We start from the raw sequence: 20,547 nt of genomic DNA on the forward strand, positions 1-20,547 counted from the left end.
GTTTAATGTAGCAACGAACAGAGGAGGGGATGATGACCCAGCGACAACCACATCAGGAACCAGAACATGTAGTGCAATTACGTGCCGAATTAAAACAGGTGCTATCGCTAGATCTGGAAGAGTTAGGGCTGATTGAAGCCAACACCGGAGAGTATGAAAGTACTTTTATCGGCGTACATTTGAAAACGGCTTTCCAGCCTATTTATGATGCCAAACAAGGGGATATTTACGGCTATGAAGCTTTGATTCGTCCTTCGCTATTTGGCACGCTGGGCAGTACACCGGAATTTGCATTTACCTATGCAGAGCAATCCGGAAAACTGGTGCAATTCGACCGAGTATGCCGCTCACAGCATGTGCTTAACTTCCGTGCGATTCACCAGGAAAACGGTCTGCTGTTTTTGAATGTCCATCCCAAACTGTTACTGGAAGTCAGCGCACACGGTAAGGTATTCGAGCAAATACTGCACCAGTACTCGGTGCCAACGGATCGCGTGGTACTTGAAATTAATGAGTCGTTGATAGACCAGGACAAACACCTAATTGCGGCGATTGAAAACTACCGTTCACTGGGCTACAGAATCGCGTTTGACCATGTGGGCAATCACCATAGCAAGTTATACCGCTTGTGGGGTGTGCAGCATGACTTTATCAAGTTTGATATTTCTGTGATCCACCAGGCAGCAAAACAGCCGTCACTGGCCAGAGCCTTGAGTGGATTGGTGCATGCAGTACAGGATCTGGGCAGTACACCGGTGATTGTTGGTGTTGAAACCCAGCAGCAGTTGGATATCGCAATTGCTTCAGGTGCGACTATACTGCAAGGCAATTTCCTGGCTGAACCTGTCGTCGCCAAGGTGTTGAATGACCAGTTGCATCATCGGTCCCCGAAAGTGGCCTGATCTTCTTTTTCTGTAAATTAAAACGCATGGTATTGGCAGCTTAAGTGCCTAAGGGTCAAGAAATCCTTATCACTTAAGCAGCCTTATTCATTAAAATAAAAACTCCAACAAAGGAATTTAATCATCAAATGTACTGATATAACAGTCAGTTATAAATTAATGATTAATCATTCTTTTGTGAATAATAAGAATCCGGCTACATTAGCCCCTGTTTAAAACGGCACGAGCCATATGACAACTAAAAAAAAACATTTATTGCCCGGCTTTGGTCTGTCGCTTGGCTATACATTGGTGTATTTAAGCCTGATCGTATTAATTCCCCTGGCAGCTGTTTTTCTTCGCACTACCGAATTAAGTTTTAGCGAATTCTGGGCCATTGTGACCACGCCGCGTGTATTGGCCACTTACCGCTTAACATTTGGCGCTTCATTACTTGCTGCAGTGATCAATCTGGTATTTGGCTTGCTGACCGCCTGGGTGTTGGTGCGCTACCAGTTTTTTGGAAAAAAAATCCTGGATGCACTGGTTGATTTGCCATTTGCCTTACCTACTGCGGTAGCCGGTATTTCCCTGACCGCCATTTATGCCCCCAATGGATGGCTTGGTCAATGGCTGGAGCCTCACGGTATTAAAGTCGCCTTTACGCCATTGGGCGTGGTTGTCGCCCTCACCTTTATCGGTTTGCCTTTTGTGGTGCGTACGGTGCAACCTGTGCTGGAGGATTTCAGTACTGAGTTGGAAGAAGCCGCCGCCAGCCTGGGCGCCAACCGCTGGCAGACATTTTTCAAGGTTATTCTCCCGGCTATCTGGCCGGCGTTACTGACTGGTTTCTCGTTATCGTTTGCCCGCGCAGTCGGCGAGTATGGTTCGGTGATTTTTATCGCCGGTAACATGCCGATGATTTCAGAAATTACGCCATTGATGATTATCACCAAGCTTGAGCAATATGATTACGCAGGCGCCACAGCGATTGCAGTAGTGATGCTGGTCATTTCCTTTGCCTTGCTGCTGTTGATTAACCTGTTGCAGTGGTGGAGCAGCCACCGTCATGGCGGCAAGTAGAGGTTTTACATGACTCGCTCACTGAATCTAACTAAACGAAAAATATGCATACAACACAATTAGAACAATACCAGGGCAAAGTGGCTTATAAACGTGCCACTTCCGAACCTCCATGGGTGCGCTGGACACTGATAGGCATTGCATTAGTATTCCTCGCTCTGTTCCTGCTGATTCCGCTGGCGGCGGTGTTCGCAGAAGCACTGCGCAAAGGCTGGGGAGTGTACCTGGCGGCGATTACTGAGGCTGATGCTTTGTCTGCAATGAAGCTGACGTTGATTGCCTCATTGGTAGCCGTACCTCTCAACCTGGTGTTTGGCGTGGCTGCTGCCTGGGCGATTACCAAGTTTGATTTCCGCGGCAAAAGTTTCCTGATTACCTTGATCGATTTGCCATTTGCGGTTTCGCCCGTGATCGCCGGTTTGATTTTTGTGCTGATATTTGGTCTGCAAGGCTGGTTTGGCGAGTGGCTGATTGATCATGATTACAAAGTGGTATTTGCGGTTCCCGGCATTATCCTGGCGACCATTTTTATTACTTTCCCGTTTGTTGCCCGCGAGTTGATTCCGCTGATGCAAGCGCAAGGTAAGGAAGAGGAAGAAGCCGCATTAGTGCTCGGCGCTTCCGGTTGGAAAATGTTATGGCATGTGACCTTGCCAAATGTGAAGTGGGGCTTGATCTATGGCGTGATTCTTACCAACGCCAGGGCGATGGGTGAGTTTGGCGCGGTATCTGTGGTGTCGGGACATATCCGTGGTATGACCAATACCATGCCACTGCATGTGGAAATTTTATATAACGAATATAACTATGCAGCAGCGTTTGCAGTGGCCTCACTGCTGACTTTGCTGGCATTGGTAACCCTGGTTTTGAAAACCTATGTCGAATGGCGGGCATCACACGATGCAGCTATTCAGGAAAAGGAAGTGACGGTTTAATATGGGCATCACCATACAACAAATTAGCAAGGGTTTTGGTCAATTCAGCGCGCTGCGCGACATTGATCTGGAAGTGCCAAGTGGCGAGCTGGTTGCTTTGTTGGGACCATCCGGTTGCGGTAAAACCACATTGTTGCGCATTATTGCCGGACTGGAATCGCCTGATAAAGGTCAGGTATTGTTTGATGGCGTCGATACTACCCATGCAGATGTGCGTGAGCGCCAGGTTGGCTTTGTATTTCAGCATTACGCGCTGTTCAGGCACATGACGGTGTTTGAAAATGTAGCGTTTGGTCTGCGTGTGCGTCCAAAAGAGACACGTCCTTCAAACGCCGAAATTAAAAAGCGTGTACACGACTTGCTGAAGCTGGTGCAACTGGACTGGCTGGCAGACCGTTACCCGCCACAGCTTTCCGGTGGGCAGCGCCAGCGTATTGCCCTGGCACGTGCACTGGCGGTTGAGCCAAAAGTATTATTACTGGATGAGCCATTTGGCGCACTGGATGCCAAGGTGCGTAAAGATCTGCGTCGCTGGTTGCGCCGCCTGCATGACGAATTGCATGTGACCAGCGTATTTGTGACCCACGACCAGGAAGAAGCCCTTGAAGTGGCTGACACCATTGTCGTGATGAATCACGGCCAGATCGAGCAGGTGGGTTCGCCGCAAGCCGTGTATGACGACCCGGCCACGCCATTTGTATACGAGTTCCTTGGCAATGTAAACGCGTTTGAAACCCCGCAAGGAAAAGGCTTTGTGCGCCCTTACGAGATTGCAGTTAGCCGCGAACCAGCATTGAATACAATTGCCGGCGCACTGACTTATGTGCACTCGGTCGGTTCATTGGTGCGCCTGGAAATCAAACGTACAGACAATGAGCAATATGTCGATGTGGAATTGGGCCGCGATGTGTTTAATCAGCTCAATTTCAAGCAGGGCGAAACGGTATATATCAAACCCACGCAATTGCGCGTGTTTTAATCTGTATTCTAACTTAGGCTGATAAAATAAAAAGGCGTAACGGGGAATCGTTACGCTTTTTTGTTTAAAGTACAGTATGGCATAGCTGTTCCTATGCCTTATTTTTTGCCAGGTGATGCGCAACCAGGGCATTGGCATGACCATGTCCCAATCCATGTGCCGATTTGAGCAGGTTGACCAGCTCCATATGTTTAAGACCACCAGCCTGGCGCAAGATATCAAACCAGTGTTCAACCGGATGGCCGTACTTTGCTTCTATAGACGGGAAGTAAGAGGCCGGGCCTTTGATTTTCTCGGTGTCTGCCATCATGCTTCTGAAGTAATCGAATAAGTCACTCTATAAAAAAAGGACTTGCTGGTAAAACCAGTAAGGGAGTTATTGGGGACTGGCAATCTTGCTGAGCACCTGCATCAGCCTGTCAATGTTCTGTTCATTTGCTGACCCCACAATCTGTTTGATGGCTTGCGCAGTCTGCGCATCATCGAAAACCTGCTGCCAGCTTAAATGCGTGTCATCGCTGACAGGCGTAAGCTCTACCGTCAGCGTGAAAAACGGCTGGCAGGCATGATAGATGACGATTTTGGCATCCTTGACCAGCTCCTTGAAGGTGCTTTCGTTCGCATAATGCTTGCCGTCAGGGCCATGCATGACAAACTTCCAGCGTCCACCTGTCTTGAACTCAAAAATCTCGAAGGTATTGGTAAAACCATCCGGCCCCCACCATGCTGCCAGCAGCTCAGCGGATGCAAAGGCGTCATAGATTTCCCTGGGTGTGTAGGGCAGCGTTCGTGACGTGCCTAGTGTTCTTTCTTCGCTCATCAAGTGATTTCCTGGGTTATCAGTTGATTAGTATGAGGCAATAGTGACTATTTAATCACACCACAGGCAAACCGCGCACCACCACCGCCCAGCGCTGCAGGATGATCAGAATGATTGTCTCCCCCGACATGTACCATCAGGGCGCGGCCACTGATATCACTCAGCTTCAGTCTGGGAGCCAGTACCGGCTGGTTAGATGTGCCATTGGCGTTCACATACAGGGCTGGCAAGTCACCCAGGTGGCCATCACCCCATGGTGCATCGTGCTTGTTGCTATTGTCAGGGTCATAATGACCACCCGCTGCACCAGCAGCCGTCATTTTTCCATCTTTCTCTTTTGGGTCACAGCTAGGGTTCTGGTGAATATGAAACCCATGTGTCCCTGCAGGCAGGCCTTGCAATTCCGGCGTAAACACCAGGCCATATTTGGTTTCAGAAATCGTGACTTTCCCGGCGTTTGCACCCGTGCCTTTTTCATCCACCACTTGTAGCGGTACGACAATATTTGCGAGGGCGGCGTTTGAAACAAGTGCCAGAGTGAGCGCAATCAAGGTTTTCATGCTTTTTCTCCAAGGATAATGCATCGTAAGGGCATGTTAGCAGACACGGCTTTTTAAAGTGCCTGAACAGTCAACAATCAAAGCCTGTCATCAATCTGATGACAGCAAGACAATAAAAGTTCTAGGCCATCATCTGGCATGTGCAAGTTATTTCTCACTGACGATATTGCCCGTCACGACATAGCGCTCTTCGCCTTCAATAATGGTTGAGTAAACTTTCAAGGTGTTCAGATTAATCACCTGCGATACCTGAGTTCCGGTTTTTTCTACCCAGCTGACAAAGTAAATCTTGTCTGCTACTTTAAAACGCTCAGGGTTTTCTATGCCTTTCGCACCTTTTTCCGGGCCTTTGATGCATTCCCATGACAGCGACATGGCAGCCTTCACAATCACGCGTTAGACGCTGCCGCCTTCGTAATTGAAAAGAAACTGGCCGATATATGACTCTGAAGCACAAGCGACGGTAGCAAAAGTCAGCAACAGTATGCTGGTGATAAACGAACGCACAGGCAGCAATTGTTTTCCCTCTATATTGTATTAGCAGAAACACTATGCCGAAATCAGGTGTTCGTCAAAGCGTCATGCGTTATCTATGTTTATACCTGTGACAGTGCCTGCTCCAGGTCGGCAATCAGGTCATCAATATGTTCCAGGCCAGCCGAAAGCCTGACCAGGTCTTCGCTGACACCTGCTTTTGCCAGTTCTTCAGGATTCAGTTGACGGTGCGTGGTTGTCGCCGGATGGCAAGCCAGACTTTTGGCATCGCCAATATTCACCAGGCGGGTGAACAATTGCAGCGCATCTATAAATTTGGTACCGCCTTCTTTACCGCCCTGCACACCAAAGGAAAGGATGCCGGAAGCCAGGCCATTCAGGTATTTTTTGACCAGCGGGTAATCCCTGTGATCTTCCAGCCCGGCATAGTTGACCCACTTCACTTTTGGATGCTGCTTAAGGTAATGCGCAATCGCCAGGGCATTGCTGCTATGACGTTCCATGCGTAGCGGTAATGTTTCCAGCCCTTGCAGGATAAGGAAGCTATTAAAAGGGCTGATGGCTGCGCCGGTATTGCGTAAGGGTACGACACGGGCGCGCGCGATGAAAGCAGCCGGCCCCAATGCTTCAACATAGTTAACGCCGTGATAGCTAGGGTCAGGTGTATTCAAACTAGGGAAGCGCGCTGCGTGCTCTCCCCACGGAAATTTGCCGCTATCGACAATAATCCCGCCAATCGAGTTGCCGTGGCCGCCTATATATTTTGTGAGTGAGTGCACAACAATATCTACGCCATGTTCAAACGGCTTGGACAGAATCGGAGTCGCAACCGTGTTGTCTACAATCACCGGTACGCCATGTTTGTGTGCGGCTTCACTGATGGCGGCCAGGTCAACCACATTACCCAGTGGATTACCTATGGTTTCTGCGAACACCAGTTTGGTACGGCTATCGATCAGTTTCTCAAGCGAAGCCGGGTCGCGGTAATCAAAGAACCGGACCTCAATGCCTTGCTTGGGCAATGTGTGCGCAAACAGGTTATAAGTGCCGCCATACAGCGTTGATACCGAAACGATGTTGTCGCCAGCTTCGGCAATGGTCTGGATAGCGTAAGTGATGGCAGCCATGCCTGATGCCAGCGCAAGTCCGCCAATGCCGCCTTCAAGCTGGGTGATGCGCTCTTCAAGCACCGCGGTGGTCGGGTTCATGATGCGCGTATAGATATTGCCCTGAACCTTGAGATCGAACAGGTCGGCGCCATGCTGGGTATTGTCAAACGCGTAAGAAGTGGTTTGATAAATGGGGACGGCGACCGCTTTGGTCGTGGCTTCTGGTGAATAGCCGCCATGGATGGAGATCGTCTCAGGTTTCATCTTGCTGCTCCTTGTGATTGCGTGACAAGCGTGCAGTATAAACCTGGCGTTTGGCCATGGTTATAACATTTAATTCAATGCTTATAACCGCAAGAAATCGGTCGCGTTTTGAACTGAAAGCGCTCAAGCGTGCTTGCCGCGACTTACCCCATCAGGTCAGGAATAATATGACCAAGTTTTGCGGATTTGGTTTGCAGGTATCTCAGGTTTTCTAAAGTAGGTTCGGTCAGCAAAGGTACTTGCTGGTGCACAGTGACCCCTAGCATTTCCAGTGCGGAACGTTTGCCAGAGTTGTTGGTAAGCAGGCGCACAGAATTAATTTCAAAGAATGCCAGCATCTCTGAAGCCGCTTCGTAGCTGCGACTATCCACCGGCAGCCCAAGTGCTTCGTTGGCTTCTACTGTGTCCAGTCCCTGGTCCTGCAAGGCATAGGCGCGCATTTTATTGCTGAGGCCTATGCCGCGTCCCTCATGGTTTTTCAGGTAAAGCACCAGGCCGTGGCCATGTTCCTGAATCAGCCGCTGGGCATGATGCAACTGTTCACCGCAATCGCAGCGCGTAGAAGAAAACACATCCCCGGTGAGGCATTCGGAATGCACGCGTACCAGCGGATTCTGTGAACGGGTGATGTCGCCGCAGGTCAGCGCGACATGTTCAACATTGGTCCGGTTATCATGAAATACGTGCAGATCAAAATCACCATACTGGGTAGGTAACCTTGCGCTGGAACTATGGGTAAGAAATTGCATGTGTTTGACTGGAAAATAATTTAAATCTTCAAGCCATTATTGTAACGTTTACATGCAGGTTCGTATGTATTTTTTGCTTTAAACCTTGTGTGTGTTGCAGTCAAAACCCGCGTGAATAAACGAACCGATTCAGCTTGGATTAATCCTAATGCTGTTACACTTTTAGCCAGTGACAGTTGGTAGCCGCTGTTAGCGGCAATGTTATTGAGGAGTGATATGCGCAGGTCGACGACCTTTTCTCGAGTAATGACGGTGTGCCTGGTGTGTTGCAGCCTGGCTGCTACCGGCTGGCTGTTACCAATTGCCGGTTCTGGCGAAAGCCCTGCTATTGCCGGGCAACTTGCTGCCAAAGGTCAGATTTTGAGCCTAGAGAAAATATCCAGGCTGGCAAAGTCACATAAGCCAGGTGAAATTCTCGAAGTTGAACTGGAGAAAAAACATGGCCGCTATCTTTATGAGGTGGAAATCCTCGATGCGCGCAGCCAGGTATGGGAACTCAAGCTGGACGCCAAGACCGGCCAGCTGCTGAAAATGGAGCTGGATGACTGATGCGTTTGCTGCTGGTCGAAGATGATGCCTTGCTCGGTGCCAGCGTGCAGCAGGGGCTGAAAGCTGCCGGTTATGCCAGCGACTGGATACAGGAAGGTAACGAGGCCAGAATACAGGGTAGCCTGGAGCCTTATGACGTGGCTATCCTGGATATTGGTTTGCCGGGGCTAAATGGGCTGCAAGTATTGGCCGCCTGGCGTGAGGAAGGGCGGAGTATGCCGGTGATCGTATTGACGGCCCGCAGTAGCTGGCAGGAAAAAGTGGAAGCCTTTAACCTGGGCGCAGATGATTATGTGACCAAGCCATTCCATATTGAAGAACTGCTGGCGCGCATTAGTGCGGTACACAAACGCAGCGTTGGCTTGGTCAGTGGCGAATTGAGTATGCAAGGATTACGTCTGGACGAGCATACGCAAACGGTCTGGCAGGGCGCTGATTCTTACAGTTTGACGGGTACTGAATTCCGCCTGTTGCGTTATTTCATGCTTCATCCCGGGCGCATACTCTCTAAAAGCGAGCTTACCGAACATGTGTATGCTTATGATGAAGATAAAGATAGCAATGTGATCGAGGTGTATGTCAATCGCTTGCGCCAAAAAGTCGGGATGGACAAAATCCAGACCCGACGCGGACAAGGCTATGTATTCGGCCAGCTTCATCCAGAAAGTCACTCTGCATGAAGTCATTGCGCAAGCAGCTCACCCTTGGCCTGACGTTAAGCCTGGTAGGGCTGTTAACGTTGCAATGGGCGGTGGTCACATTCACGATTGACCACCTGATCCAGTCTCAGATGACAGAGCGCATGCAGCAGGAAGCAGAAGCGCTGCTGGCGGGTGTAACCGTTAATAGCCGAGGCCAGCCCGTAGTAGAAGAGCGGTTGATCACTGCAAGTTACCAGCGTCCTTTCTCCGGACGTTATTTTATCGTCATGATTGATGAAGCGCATAAACTCCAGTCGCGTTCAGCTTGGGATGTGAATTTGCCAGTGATGCCGCTAGCGGTGGGGCAGCAGCAGGCGACCCATATCACCGGACCTGAGGATCAACCTTTATTATTGTGGGGGCATGGTTACCGCAAGCAGCAACGGGATATCACTATCTATATCGCCGAAAGCCTGGTCGATTTGCAGCACAGTTTACGCGTGTTTCATGGTATCTACGGTGCGCTATCTTTATTAGGCCTGATTGCTTTATTAGCCCTGCAACGCTGGATTGTACTGAATAGCCTGAACCCATTGCAGCAAATCAAGGAAAATCTGGCACGGGTTGCCAGCGGTGAATTACAGCAGATTAATGCCAATGGCCCGGCGGAAGTCATGCCGCTGGTGAATGAATTCAACCGCATACTCAAAAGCGCCAGCCAGAAAACCAAACGGTCGCGCCTGTCTATCGGCAACCTGGCGCATGCGCTTAAAACGCGGCTGGCGCATTTGCAACTGCTGTTCGATAACGACTCACGGATAGGCATTTCGCAGTTGCGCCTAACTATGAAAGCCTGTGCAGAAGAAATACATCAGGATGTCGAGCGTGAGCTCAAACGCGCCCGTCTGATGGGTGATGTGTACACCAGTCAGCAGACCGATTTAGAGATTGAAGTGCCTAAACTCGTGGCAACCTTGCAAAAGATTTACAGTGAAAAACAGGTGGCATTCGCCTGGCAACATGATGCCCAGACCAAGCTGATGGTTGACCGCGAAGATATGCTCGAGCTGTTGGGGAATGTACTGGATAACGCTTTTAAATGGTGCCGTGGCCAGGTACAACTCAATATCTCGGTACAGGATGGAATTACCGTGATGGTAGAGGATGATGGCCCAGGCAGTAGCGCACCTGAACTGGATACATTATTACAGCGTGGAATGCGCATGGATGAATCCAAACCGGGCAGCGGCCTGGGGCTGGCGATTGTGCAGGATATTGTGCAGCATTATCATGGGGATATTTCCCTCGATCACTCTGCCCGGTTAGGTGGGTTACGTGTGCAGTTGTGCTTAAAGCCTGCATGAAGCAGGCTTTATATTTAGAACCAGTCGCGGTTCACGCTATTCACTTTGCCGGTTTTCGCATCAATATACACTTCCCATTCAGCGCCCTCGGCATCCACAATTTCCACTTCGTAATCCCAGCCGGATTTGAATTTGCGGCGTTCCAGTTCGACTTCTTTAACGACACCTGGCTTGGCGGCCAGTGCTTTACTTTGTGCGTCTTCCCATGAAATAAAGCCGAATGCTTTTGCCGTTTCGGTCATTTTCTGAATATCGTCCCCATCATCGTCTGCCATGGCTGGTTGATTGGCCAGCACGCCGCAAAGCAGGCTGATCATCAACACACTGCCTGAAGTTTGCATAAAGTTTTTCATCGTGATTCTCCTAATAATTGTTGTCGAATTATCAAGATAGTCTGCACGCCTTAATTCAAGCTGAATAATTGTTGGTAATACTGTAAGGCTACTGAAATATTCACGAAAGCTTTTTGTAAGGCTGGCGCGCTACAGTGAGTCACATCAAATCCGTCATCTATATATGGCGGTGTTACGCAAGGTTATATCTCTAAAATATTATTTTGAAGGAGCGAACGATGAAAAAAGTGAAAGCGTATCAAGTGATGGGATTAGCTGCATTAGTCTTTTCCGGATCGGTATTGGCAGAGCAAGCCAATGCCACCCAAAATATCGCCAGAAGAGCAGTGACTGCGCAACCTGTCAGTGCGAATGCAGATCAGGCATGGGAAGGGACCAGTTTGCAGTTGAATGCAGCCCAGCAAAAACAGCAGGCAGCTAAACCGTTCAGCTTGCAATATGTGAGCAGACGCTCGACTATCTGATCCAAGAAGGCAAGGCGCTGTAAATTTACGAGTAATTCGGCATTTGTAAATTAGGCTGATGTTGTTTGAGCTGGGTAAATAACCAGCGTGTCTCCAGCAATATCCAGACCCGCAGCATGGCTTCCATTGGGTCAAATGGCTTGGTTAGAAAGTCTTTTGCGCCCAGTGCCAGCGCCTTGCGTCGTGTAGCAATCGTGGCATCAGCTGTCAGCACCAGTACTGGCAGATACTCATTCGGCCCGACATGATGCGATAACTGGTCTAGCACGGCAAAGCCATCCAGCACCGGCATCATTAAATCCAGCAAAATCAGGTCAGGCTGGAAAGCGTTCACCAGGTCCATGGTTTTGGTAGAATCGGTGGTGCTGATGACTTGCTCAAAGCCTTCTTTGGTCAGCAGCTCTTCCAGCAGCCTCAGGTTGGCTTCAGCATCATCAATAATCAGGATTTTAGAGGCTCGCAGCTGTTCAATATTCATGGTGTCGGTTCTGGTAATAGTTTTAACAATAACTGGTTAAACGTGGCGACATTTAACGGTTTGGTGAAGTAGTGGGTGATGCCTAGCGCCTGCAAACGCTGGATGGTTTCTGGCAGTGCGTCGGCACTCAGGATCACTAGCGGGATGTCACGCAGATTATCGCGGTCAGACTGTATATGCTGAATCAGTAATTCTCCCGAGCCATCGGGCAGATTTAGATCGAGTAATAATAAGTCAGGCGTCATGTCGCGCAGCCAAACCATGCTGCCTTGCAGGCTGGCAGTGACGTGCAGTTTGATATGGCGATGCTTGCTGATAATTGCTTCCATTAATGCCTGATTGCTGAGGTTGTCTTCTACATACAGGATATGACGCTTGCGCGGAGTTGCAGAAATGGTGGCTGGCATTTGCACATCAAGCTCTTCTGCGGTTTCTGAGGCGGCCTGCATTTGAATATCTTCTTCACAGGCTGGCAGGCTAAACCAGAACATGCTTTTATCTTCCGCCACGCCGATCTGCCCGCCCATAGCGTCCATGAGTTGTTTACTTAACACCAGACCTAACCCAGTACCTTCGGTCACTGTGCGTTCTGCACCCAGGCGGTCAAATGGCGTAAACAGGCGTGATCGATGTTCTGCGGGAATACCTTTGCCCTGGTCTTGTACTTCTACCCGGATATGGCCTTGCTGGCGGTATGCACTGATGGTGACCAGGGTATTTTCCGGCCCATATTTCAGTGCATTCGCCAGCAGGTTTAAAATCACTTGCAATAACCGCTGCCGGTCAGCTCGCACTTTCAACCGCGGTTCAAAGCGGGTTTCTATGCTCATGTCGCGTACTTTTTCCAGCGGCTTGAGGTAATGATAGGCTTCTTCCAATAGAGGATTCAGCGCGATGACTTCCATAGACATGCCAATATCACCACTTTCGATACGTGAGATATCCAGTACTTCATTGATCAGTTTCAGTAAGTGCTGTCCCGCATTATGGATTAACGTCGCACTGTCTTTCTGGCGGCCATCGGGCAAATCGTTTTCCAGGATTTGCGCAAATCCTAAAATCGCATTGAGCGGCGTGCGGAGTTCGTGACTGGTACGTGACAGGAAATTACTTTTTGCAGCGCTGGCTTCTTCCGCTTCAACTCTTGCCTGATGGGCTTCGTGTGCACTTTTTTTCAGTAATTGTGAGGCATGCTCTAGCTCCATCGTCAGTTCGCCCAATTCATCCTGGCTGATACTGGGTAACGCCAGCGGCTCACTTTTTACCAGGTGAATGGCGCTGTCACGGATAGTCCTGACACGGGCGACGATTGTTTGCGTAAATACCCAAACGCCAATCAGAGAACCGAATACGCCTGCGATCACCGCCATCAACGTAATACGCAGGTTGCGTTTACGCTCAAAAATCACTTCTTTTTTATCCTGATCGACAATCCGGGATTCCCGCAGACTCATTTCGTCCAGGTGTGAACGTAACTGATTAAGCGCAGCGCCCTGGGAGCTGAACTTGCGTATCAACTCTTCATCGGCTTCTTTTTCAGTATTGCTGGCCAACACTGCCAAGTCGTTAAGGTTTTTTTGTACCAGCGGATGTATCACCAGCAGCAATTTCTGTTGTGCCTGGTCATCCAGGCGCAGTTCCAGTGAATCCAGTAACTGCGGCATGGCTTGTTTGGCACTTTCATATCCAGACAAAAATTGACTGTTGTCGGTAAGCAGGTAATCGCGTACGCCGGTAGAAGCTTCGAGCAACTGCGTTTGCAGGGTTTGAATATCCTGCTGGATTTGTAGCGCATTTTGCACGCGGCGTTCCAGTAACGCCGCCTGTTGCTCACTTTCAAAAATCAGGGCCAGTGACGCCAGCAAAACGGTCAGTGGCAAGGTGTTCAGGATAATGCCTTTGATCGTTAAAGGCGCGTCTTGCCAAAGTTGGTTTAAATAGCTGAATAGTTGCAGGTTGCGAAAAGGCATATCAGGTATCACAATCCATCGCTTTTGAACCCAGCCTCCACTGCCTTGACCGCGGCCTGGGTACGGTCATTGAGGTCCAGTTTGCTGAGGATACGTTCTATATGAATTTTGACCGTACCGGGTGAAATGCCCAGCTTACTCGCTAGTAAAGCATTGCTTGCACCGGAAGGCAGCAGGGCAAACACTTCGCGCTCCCGTGGCGTAAGCTTTTGCACGTAGCTGTCATCAATCATGGTGCTTGACTGGGCTTGACCGTATAAGGCAAAACCCAGCATGCCGCACAGGCTATATAAAATCTGCAAGCTGTTATGGTTTAAAGGGTTGCCTGTGATCAATGCCAGTAAACCGACAGGGCGTTGCTGGCATGCAATGGGCAAGTGATAACAATGCACATTTGCCTCGGTGGTGGCAGGCAATGTCCATAAGCTAGACACGTATTGCTGATGCACTTCAAAGCGGATGGGTTCTTTTAACCATTGCCCCAATACACCCAGCATGGGAATACGCGCACCGACCGGGTAGCTCCTGCCACGCAATGCCAGAATCTTTAGCGCACCGCCATGTTGCTGGCTGATCAGGCCGTGCTGTGCGCCGAATTGCATGCATATTTCATCCAGCAACCATTGCAATAACTCGGTGGACCAGCCGGAAACAAATAATTGCTGGCCAAATTTTTCAAATAATTTGTCTTGTGCAATTTGCGCCTGGTTTTGTTTCAAGGCGCTGCGCAGGGCAAACGCGCTCTCGGCTTCAGGGGTGGGGCTGTCATTCGGCATATGCCGTTAAGTATATACCGAACTACCTATATTGGTAGATTTTTTGTTGCCAGCTACGGTGCAAAATGCAAACCATGATGAATCAATTAAAACCCCAACGAACAATGAATGTCCAACAAACAATGAATAGGAGAAATAATATGCGTAACGTTTATACAGCAATGTTAATGGTGTTTGGTTTGGTAGCGGCTTTGCCGGTGAATGCCCAAGACCAAAATGAAGAAGTGACCATAGAATCCAAAATCCATCACCACCAGTCCCTGAGCAGAAGACCTTACCAGGCACCAGTAGTGATAGCGAACAAGCCTGCTGCCGAACAAGGCTGGGAAGGTGCGTCCATGACAGCCGGCCAGGAGCAGAAAGAAAGACACCTGCAATTATTGAGAATGCATTCCATTGGTAAGCGTCCACTTTAAGTCAGGGTCAAATTAGCGAGTCAGAATTGCGTAAGGATACTGGCACATAATATTGCCAGGCCTTGGCTAGAATGCTTGAAGGCTGCCTGACGTTTATATGATAAAGGAGTATGAAAATGAGCAAATTATTATTGGTAGTTTTGGTGTCATTCGGAGTGATGGCAAATGTTCATGCGGATGAAACACAAGCGCAGGATAATGATGTACGTACTTTACATCATAAGAACTTTAGCAGCCGTCCTTACAGTAAAGCTCCAGTGGCTAAACAGCAGAGTGCTGAAGATAAATGGGAAGGTGCAGGTATTGTGACCGATAGTCCAGATAAAGGATTTGATAAACACGATCAACTGCGTTTAAACTTTATTGGTAGACGTCCTTACGTAGCTGATACTCCAAGAGACTAATGAATACTGCATATAGTCTTTAGCGTTCAAACCACCCCGCATGCGTGCGGGGTTTTGTGTATTGTGTATATGGCATAATCATATAATCTAATTATAATTAACGATAATAATATAACGAAAAATTGTTTCACTTGTGAAGGAAAAACACTATGTCCGCTACACCATCACGGTCGGATTTTTTCGACCTGTTTAAGCATTTGAATCGGGATTTACCGGCTTCAATCGTTGTTTTCTTTGTAGCTTTGCCGCTTTGCCTGGGCATCGCACTAGCCTCAGGGGCACCACTCTTCTCAGGCGTCATCGCCGGGATTGTCGGCGGTATCGTCGTTGGCCTGGCCAGTGGATCGCAGCAGGGGGTTAGTGGCCCGGCAGCCGGCTTGGCTGTGATTGTGATGGCCGCCATCAGCAACCTGGGATCTTATGAAGTATTTTTAGCCGCTGTAGTATTGGCCGGTGTTTTTCAATTTCTACTTGGCCAGTTTAAAGCAGGTTTCATTGCTTACTTTGTGCCTTCTTCAGTGATTACCGGCATGCTGACCGGTATCGGTTTGCTGATTATACTGAAACAGATTCCGCATGCATTTGGTTACGATGCCGACTATGAAGGTGATGAATCGTTTGGTTTTGACGGCCACAATACCTTCAGCGATATTTTGCAGGCATGGGACTTATTGACGCCAGGAGCTGTGTTGATTGCCGCAGTTTCTTTTGCGATCCTGCTTCTGTGGGATACTGTGCTGACTAAAAAACATAGAGTGTTCCAGTTATTGCAAGGGCCGATTGTGGTGGTATTGGTGGGGATTTTGTTCAATATTGCCTTTATGCGCGGCTGGTTAAATTTTTCGCTGGCTGAAGACCAGATTGTACGATTGCCGGTAGCGGGTAGCCTGGGTGAATTTACCAGCTTTTTTACCCACCCGGATTTTAGCCAGGTTGCACAGCCTGCAGTGATTAAAACCGCGTTGGTGATGGCGATTGTCGCCAGCCTGGAAACATTGTTATGCGTAGAGGCAACCGACAAACTGGACACCCTGAAACGGGTGACGCCGACCAACAGGGAGCTCAAAGCGCAGGGGTTAGGCAATATCGTGTCCGGTTTAATCGGTGGTTTACCTGTGACCCAGGTGATTGTACGCAGTAGTGCGAATATCACGTTTGGCGCACAAACTAAAATATCTGCAATTTTGCATGGTTTCTGGTTACTGCTCAGCGCCATTACCATTGCCAGCTTCTTGAATCTTATTCCCCTGGCCAGCCTGGCCACTATCCTGATCATGGTGGGCTATAAACTGGCTAAACCGAGTTTATTTAAACAACAGTTCGCCCTGGGCTGGGAACAGTTTATCCCGTTTATTGTGACTATTATCGCCATTGTATTTACCGATTTGCTGACGGGTATCGGCCTCGGATTAGTGGTAGCGATCTTTTTCACTTTGCATCATAGCTACCGTAACTCTCATTACATCAAGCAAACACGCAGCACCAAGGATGGACAGGAAGTGTTTGAACTGGTGTTGGCGGAAGAAGTGTCTTTCTTCAACAAGGCCAGCATCCTGGAGGTATTGGAGTCGATCCCGCGCAACAGCAAAGTGGTGATCGATTGCACCCACAGCAAAGCGATTGCCTATGATGTGGTGGAGTTTATTCATGGCTACCAGCAGCATGCCAAACTGAAAAACATTACTGTAGAAACCATTGCGTTTAACCCGCCCAAGCATTTGCTGGGGCATTAATCAAAAGCGGGGCTGAATAGCCTTGCTAAAACAATAATTTACTAGAGGATTATTTGTATGTATAAACACCCATTACTTGATCGTGACAAAATGACGCCGCGTGAGGCACTGGATATTTTGATCGAGGGTAACCAACGTTTCACTTCAGAGGTGGAAGAGGAAAAAGACTTCAAGGCACTGATTCAAATCACCAAGGACAAACAGCATCCGTTTGCGTCTTTCCTGAGTTGCAGTGATTCTCGCGCACCGGTTGAGTTACTGTTTGACCAGGCTCTGGGCGATATTTTCAGTGTGCGCCTGGCCGGTAATATCGCTTCCGACAAAGCGATGGGCAGCCTGGAATTCGCCAGCAAATACCTGGGCAGCAAACTGATTGTGGTGATGGGGCATACTTCCTGTGGTGCGGTGAAAGCGGCTTGTGATGACTTTAAAGATGGCCATATCGGAGAAATCATTAACCTGATCAAACCTGCTATCCGTCATGAAAAAACGGTGAGTGATGCGGCACAGCGTAATTCCAAGAATGCTGATTTTGTTGAAAAGATTAATGAATTGAATGTCAGGTATCAGATAGATACGATTATCCGTAGCAGTGATATTGTCGATGACATGATACACAGCAAGCAAATTGCGATTGTTGGTGCGATATACGACATTTCTAACGGTAAGGTGAACTTCCTGAATGATACTTACGTCGGCTAATCAATCCGTGGTGTATTAAATAAAAAAGCCGATGTTACAACATCGGCTTTTTTATTATTGATTTTTATTATTGATGGCCTTCTTTAGCCAGGTTGATACTGTATTTAGGGATTTCCACCGTCACATCGGCCTCTTGTAAAATGGCCTGGCAAGAGAGTCTCGAGAAGGGCTGCAAGCCCCAGGCGCGATCCAGCATATCTTCTTCATCTTCTTCAATCTCGTTCAAGGTTTTAAAGCCTTCTCGCACGACCACATGACAAGTGGTACAGGCACAGACGCCGCCGCAGGCGCTGTCAATGTCGATCTCGTTATTATGCAATGCATCACAGATGGAGGTACCTTTTTCTGCTTCAATCACAGCGCCTTTCGGGCAAAGTTCAGCATGGGGGAGGATGGTGATTTTAGGCATATTACAGTTCCAGAGAGTCCAGGTTTTTACCCGCTAGGGCTTTTTGTACAGAAGCATCCATGCGTTTGGCCGCAAAGTTTTCTGTCGCATGATTCAATGCTTCAGTGCCATGCTTGATGGCTTGGCTATCTGTGCCCTGGCACAAGGTGTGCAAGGCCTCCAGATGCGCTTGTATGGTATCGCGCTCGTCCTGCGCGAGTAAGGTTGCGCCATCCTCAGCCAGTGCTGCCTGAATCGCTTCAATCAGGCGTTGCGCATCCACAGTGGCTTCACGCAGCATACGGGCTGCTTTGTCGCTTTCAGCCGCGCCAAATGAATCTTTGAGCATGGTGGTAATCTGGTCTTCGCTCAGGCCATAAGATGGTTTCACGGTAATATTGGATTCAACGCCGCTGGTTTGTTCACGTGCCGTCACCGAAAGCAGGCCATCGGCATCTACCTGGAAAGTCACACGAATACGCGCAGCGCCTGCGGCCATAGGCGGAATACCGCGTAGCTCAAAACGGGCCAGTGAGCGACAGTCGGCCACCAGTTCGCGCTCGCCTTGAACCACATGGATAGCCATCGCTGTCTGGCCGTCTTTGTAGGTAGTAAAGTCTTGCGCGCGCGCAATCGGTAAAGTCGAATTGCGAGGAATGACTTTTTCAACCAGTCCGCCCATGGTTTCCAAGCCAAGAGACAATGGCGTCACATCCAGCAGCAATAAATCTTCTTCGCTACGATTGCCAACCAGCACATTGGCCTGGATGGCTGCACCCAGTGCAACTACTTTGTCCGGGTCCAGATTGGTTAACGGTTCCTGCTTGAAAAATGCCTGCACTGCATGGCGGATATGCGGCATGCGGGTGGCGCCACCAACCAGTACAACACCATTGATATCTTCCATGCTCAAGCCGGCATCGCGCATGGCTTTGCGGGTTGGACTTAAAGTCTTGCTAACCAGGTTTTCAGTCAGGCTGACAAACTGCTGAACTGTCAGCGTTTCATCAACCAGTGCGCCATTGCTGAGCTTGCACAGAATATTGGCTTCGTGGTTATCGGTCAGCCATTCTTTGGCCTGACGCGATTTGGTCAACAGCAGGCGGGTATCGGCTTCGGTCAATGGCTTGAAGTCTGCCGTTTTACTACGCACCTGATCCAGTACCCAGCAATAGATGCGGTGATCAAAGTCATCACCGCCAAGGGCCGAGTCACCGTTAGTCGCCAATACCTCAAAAATGCCTTTACTCAAGCGTAGAATCGAAATATCAAATGTGCCACCGCCAAGGTCATAAATGACATACACCCCTTCAGAGGCATTATCCAGGCCATAAGCGACTGCAGCGGCAGTTGGCTCATTCAGTAAGCGTAAAACGTTCAGGCCAGCCAATCTGGCAGCATCTTTGGTGGCCTGGCGCTGGGCATCGTCAAAATAAGCAGGGACGGTCACCACGACGCCCATGAGTTCGCCACCAAGTGCTTTTTCAGCACGTATTTTTAATGCTTTTAGAATATCCGCAGAAATCTCAACGGGGCTTTTTAAGCCGGCGCGCGTTTTGAGTTCTAAAATGCCTTCTGAAGATGCATTTTCAACAAAGTGGTAGGGGATATGTGCACGGTCGGTAATGTCGGTTAAGGCGCGCCCCATAAAGCGTTTGACTGAGACGATGGTATTGACCGGATCCTGGCTTTGTGCGGCTTGCGCTTCATGACCAACCACAATTTCATTTTCAAGATAACGCACAACAGAAGGCAATAAGGCATGGCCATGTTCATCATGCAATACTGTACTCATGCCACTGCGTACTGTAGCCACCAGTGAGTTGGTCGTACCCAGATCTATGCCTACCGCCAGCTTGTGCTGGTGTGGGGCAGGGGACATACCTGGTTCGGATATCTGTAATAGCGCCATGAAACTTAGTCTTCCAATTGAGCGATCAGCTGGTTCACATCTTCGCTCACTTTATCTATAAACCGCAGCTTGCGAACAGTCATTGCCGCTTGTGTCGGCGCTTGCGTAATTTCTTCTGCCACTTGCTGTTGCAGGATGTTGGCTTGTGCGCGCATATCAATTAAAAGCGCATCCAGTGCTGCGATATCTTTGGCAAATTTGGCGTCGTCTATTGCTTCTCGCCATTCCATTTGTGCCATCAGGAAATCGGCAGGCATCGCCGTATTGTTTTCTTCTTCAGTCTCAATACCTGCTAATTGCAATAAATATCTTGCCCGCGATGTGGGCTGTTTGAGAATTTGATAGGCTTCATTAGCCAGTGTCGCTTTTTGCATGGATTGCATGCGTTCTGCAGATGAGGCATTCACAAACTTGTCCGGGTGAACTTCGGCCAGCAGTTTGCGGTAATTGCTATCTAACACTGCCAACTCAATGTTGAATTGTTGCGGTAGCTGGAATAAAGCGAAATAGTTTTGCATAGTA

Annotated in this window: 25 protein-coding genes; 12 read left to right on the top strand and 13 right to left on the bottom strand. The window is 49.0% G+C overall.

Features of this window, described 5'->3' with window-relative positions; genetic code table 11:
* Positions 1-32 precede the first annotated feature (32 nt).
* From ASG24_RS10745 to ASG24_RS10760, 4 genes are all read left to right on the top strand, one after another.
* A complete protein-coding gene (locus ASG24_RS10745; protein ID WP_055872033.1) occupies positions 33-902 on the top strand; it encodes an EAL domain-containing protein in 870 nt (289 codons plus the stop codon).
* A 231-nt stretch (positions 903-1,133) separates the two neighbouring features.
* A complete protein-coding gene (gene cysT, locus ASG24_RS10750) occupies positions 1,134-1,964 on the top strand; it encodes a sulfate ABC transporter permease subunit CysT (protein ID WP_055871251.1) in 831 nt (276 codons plus the stop codon).
* Positions 1,965-2,008: 44 nt separating this feature from the next.
* A complete protein-coding gene (gene cysW, locus ASG24_RS10755) occupies positions 2,009-2,899 on the top strand; it encodes a sulfate ABC transporter permease subunit CysW (protein ID WP_055871253.1) in 891 nt (296 codons plus the stop codon).
* Position 2,900: 1 nt separating this feature from the next.
* The gene (locus ASG24_RS10760; protein ID WP_055829346.1) at positions 2,901-3,878 is read left to right on the top strand and encodes a sulfate/molybdate ABC transporter ATP-binding protein; all 978 of its coding nucleotides are present in this window, start codon (positions 2,901-2,903) and stop codon (positions 3,876-3,878) included.
* Positions 3,879-3,969: 91 nt separating this feature from the next.
* Here ASG24_RS10760 and ASG24_RS10765 read toward each other — a convergent pair whose 3' ends face one another.
* The 6 genes from ASG24_RS10765 to ribA form a co-directional block, all read right to left on the bottom strand.
* Positions 3,970-4,185, bottom strand: a complete 216-nt coding sequence (locus ASG24_RS10765; RefSeq protein ID WP_369814185.1) for a DUF4287 domain-containing protein — start codon at positions 4,183-4,185, stop codon at positions 3,970-3,972.
* Between the two features lie 69 nt (positions 4,186-4,254).
* Entirely contained in the window at positions 4,255-4,698 is a 444-nt protein-coding gene (locus tag ASG24_RS10770; RefSeq protein ID WP_055871259.1) for an SRPBCC domain-containing protein, read from the bottom strand.
* A 47-nt stretch (positions 4,699-4,745) separates the two neighbouring features.
* The gene (sodC, locus tag ASG24_RS10775) at positions 4,746-5,258 is read right to left on the bottom strand and encodes a superoxide dismutase family protein (protein ID WP_055871263.1); all 513 of its coding nucleotides are present in this window, start codon (positions 5,256-5,258) and stop codon (positions 4,746-4,748) included.
* 147 nt (positions 5,259-5,405) lie between these two features.
* Positions 5,406-5,633: a MoaF C-terminal domain-containing protein gene (locus tag ASG24_RS14840; RefSeq protein WP_235562400.1), complete on the bottom strand. Its 228-nt coding sequence runs from the start codon at positions 5,631-5,633 to the stop codon at positions 5,406-5,408.
* A gap of 221 nt (positions 5,634-5,854) precedes the next feature.
* Entirely contained in the window at positions 5,855-7,126 is a 1,272-nt protein-coding gene (locus ASG24_RS10785) for an O-acetylhomoserine aminocarboxypropyltransferase/cysteine synthase family protein (RefSeq protein ID WP_055871266.1), read from the bottom strand.
* 143 nt (positions 7,127-7,269) lie between these two features.
* A complete protein-coding gene (ribA, locus tag ASG24_RS10790; protein WP_055871269.1) occupies positions 7,270-7,875 on the bottom strand; it encodes a GTP cyclohydrolase II in 606 nt (201 codons plus the stop codon).
* 246 nt (positions 7,876-8,121) lie between these two features.
* Between ribA and ASG24_RS10795 the strand changes: the two genes are divergently transcribed.
* The 3 genes from ASG24_RS10795 to ASG24_RS10805 are packed head-to-tail and all read left to right on the top strand — an operon-like array spanning position 8,122 to position 10,429.
* On the top strand, positions 8,122-8,424 hold the full coding sequence (locus ASG24_RS10795; protein WP_055871271.1) for a PepSY domain-containing protein: 303 nt from the start codon (positions 8,122-8,124) through the stop codon (positions 8,422-8,424).
* The gene (locus tag ASG24_RS10800; protein WP_055871274.1) at positions 8,424-9,104 is read left to right on the top strand and encodes a response regulator transcription factor; all 681 of its coding nucleotides are present in this window, start codon (positions 8,424-8,426) and stop codon (positions 9,102-9,104) included. The genes ASG24_RS10795 and ASG24_RS10800 overlap by 1 nt, the downstream gene beginning before the upstream one ends.
* The gene (locus ASG24_RS10805; protein ID WP_055871277.1) at positions 9,101-10,429 is read left to right on the top strand and encodes a sensor histidine kinase; all 1,329 of its coding nucleotides are present in this window, start codon (positions 9,101-9,103) and stop codon (positions 10,427-10,429) included. The genes ASG24_RS10800 and ASG24_RS10805 overlap by 4 nt, the downstream gene beginning before the upstream one ends.
* Positions 10,430-10,443: 14 nt before the next feature.
* On the opposite strand, the gene ASG24_RS10810 is transcribed toward ASG24_RS10805, so the two are convergent.
* Complete coding sequence (locus tag ASG24_RS10810; protein WP_055871281.1) at positions 10,444-10,782, bottom strand: PepSY domain-containing protein; 339 nt, start codon at positions 10,780-10,782, stop codon at positions 10,444-10,446.
* Between the two features lie 218 nt (positions 10,783-11,000).
* On the opposite strand from ASG24_RS10810, the gene ASG24_RS10815 reads away from it, so the two are divergent.
* Positions 11,001-11,246, top strand: a complete 246-nt coding sequence (locus tag ASG24_RS10815; RefSeq protein WP_055871283.1) for a hypothetical protein — start codon at positions 11,001-11,003, stop codon at positions 11,244-11,246.
* 25 nt (positions 11,247-11,271) lie between these two features.
* Here ASG24_RS10815 and ASG24_RS10820 read toward each other — a convergent pair whose 3' ends face one another.
* From ASG24_RS10820 to ASG24_RS10830, 3 genes are read right to left on the bottom strand one after another with little or no spacing between them, the layout of a single operon-like run.
* Entirely contained in the window at positions 11,272-11,724 is a 453-nt protein-coding gene (locus tag ASG24_RS10820; protein WP_055829316.1) for a response regulator, read from the bottom strand.
* Positions 11,721-13,694, bottom strand: a complete 1,974-nt coding sequence (locus tag ASG24_RS10825) for an ATP-binding protein (protein WP_055872034.1) — start codon at positions 13,692-13,694, stop codon at positions 11,721-11,723. Before ASG24_RS10825 ends, ASG24_RS10820 begins: the two co-directional genes overlap by 4 nt.
* An 8-nt stretch (positions 13,695-13,702) precedes the next feature.
* The gene (locus ASG24_RS10830) at positions 13,703-14,470 is read right to left on the bottom strand and encodes a LuxR C-terminal-related transcriptional regulator (protein ID WP_055871286.1); all 768 of its coding nucleotides are present in this window, start codon (positions 14,468-14,470) and stop codon (positions 13,703-13,705) included.
* A 140-nt stretch (positions 14,471-14,610) separates the two neighbouring features.
* On the opposite strand from ASG24_RS10830, the gene ASG24_RS10835 reads away from it, so the two are divergent.
* The 4 genes from ASG24_RS10835 to ASG24_RS10850 all read left to right on the top strand — a co-directional run bounded on the left by ASG24_RS10835 (position 14,611) and on the right by ASG24_RS10850 (position 17,725).
* Positions 14,611-14,886 (top strand): hypothetical protein, encoded by a 276-nt coding sequence (locus tag ASG24_RS10835; RefSeq protein WP_055829312.1) that lies wholly within the window; start codon positions 14,611-14,613, stop codon positions 14,884-14,886.
* A gap of 116 nt (positions 14,887-15,002) precedes the next feature.
* Entirely contained in the window at positions 15,003-15,290 is a 288-nt protein-coding gene (locus ASG24_RS10840; RefSeq protein ID WP_055829309.1) for a hypothetical protein, read from the top strand.
* A 149-nt stretch (positions 15,291-15,439) separates the two neighbouring features.
* Positions 15,440-17,023, top strand: coding sequence for a SulP family inorganic anion transporter (locus ASG24_RS10845; RefSeq protein WP_055871290.1), 1,584 nt, complete (start codon positions 15,440-15,442; stop codon positions 17,021-17,023).
* A gap of 57 nt (positions 17,024-17,080) precedes the next feature.
* Positions 17,081-17,725 (top strand): carbonic anhydrase, encoded by a 645-nt coding sequence (locus tag ASG24_RS10850; protein ID WP_055829303.1) that lies wholly within the window; start codon positions 17,081-17,083, stop codon positions 17,723-17,725.
* A 67-nt stretch (positions 17,726-17,792) separates the two neighbouring features.
* Here the strand turns inward: ASG24_RS10850 and fdx are convergent, their stop codons facing one another.
* The 3 genes from fdx to hscB are packed head-to-tail and all read right to left on the bottom strand — an operon-like array spanning position 17,793 to position 20,543.
* Positions 17,793-18,134 carry an ISC system 2Fe-2S type ferredoxin gene (gene fdx / locus ASG24_RS10855; protein ID WP_055829301.1) on the bottom strand — a complete coding sequence of 114 codons (342 nt, stop codon included), beginning with the start codon at positions 18,132-18,134 and terminating at the stop codon, positions 17,793-17,795.
* Between the two features lies 1 nt (position 18,135).
* Positions 18,136-20,025, bottom strand: coding sequence for a Fe-S protein assembly chaperone HscA (gene hscA / locus ASG24_RS10860; protein WP_055871291.1), 1,890 nt, complete (start codon positions 20,023-20,025; stop codon positions 18,136-18,138).
* 5 nt (positions 20,026-20,030) lie between these two features.
* Entirely contained in the window at positions 20,031-20,543 is a 513-nt protein-coding gene (gene hscB, locus ASG24_RS10865; protein ID WP_055829297.1) for a Fe-S protein assembly co-chaperone HscB, read from the bottom strand.
* Positions 20,544-20,547 lie beyond the last annotated feature (4 nt).

The organism is Methylophilus sp. Leaf414 (assembly GCF_001425425.1).
Lineage (GTDB): Bacteria > Pseudomonadota > Gammaproteobacteria > Burkholderiales > Methylophilaceae > Methylophilus.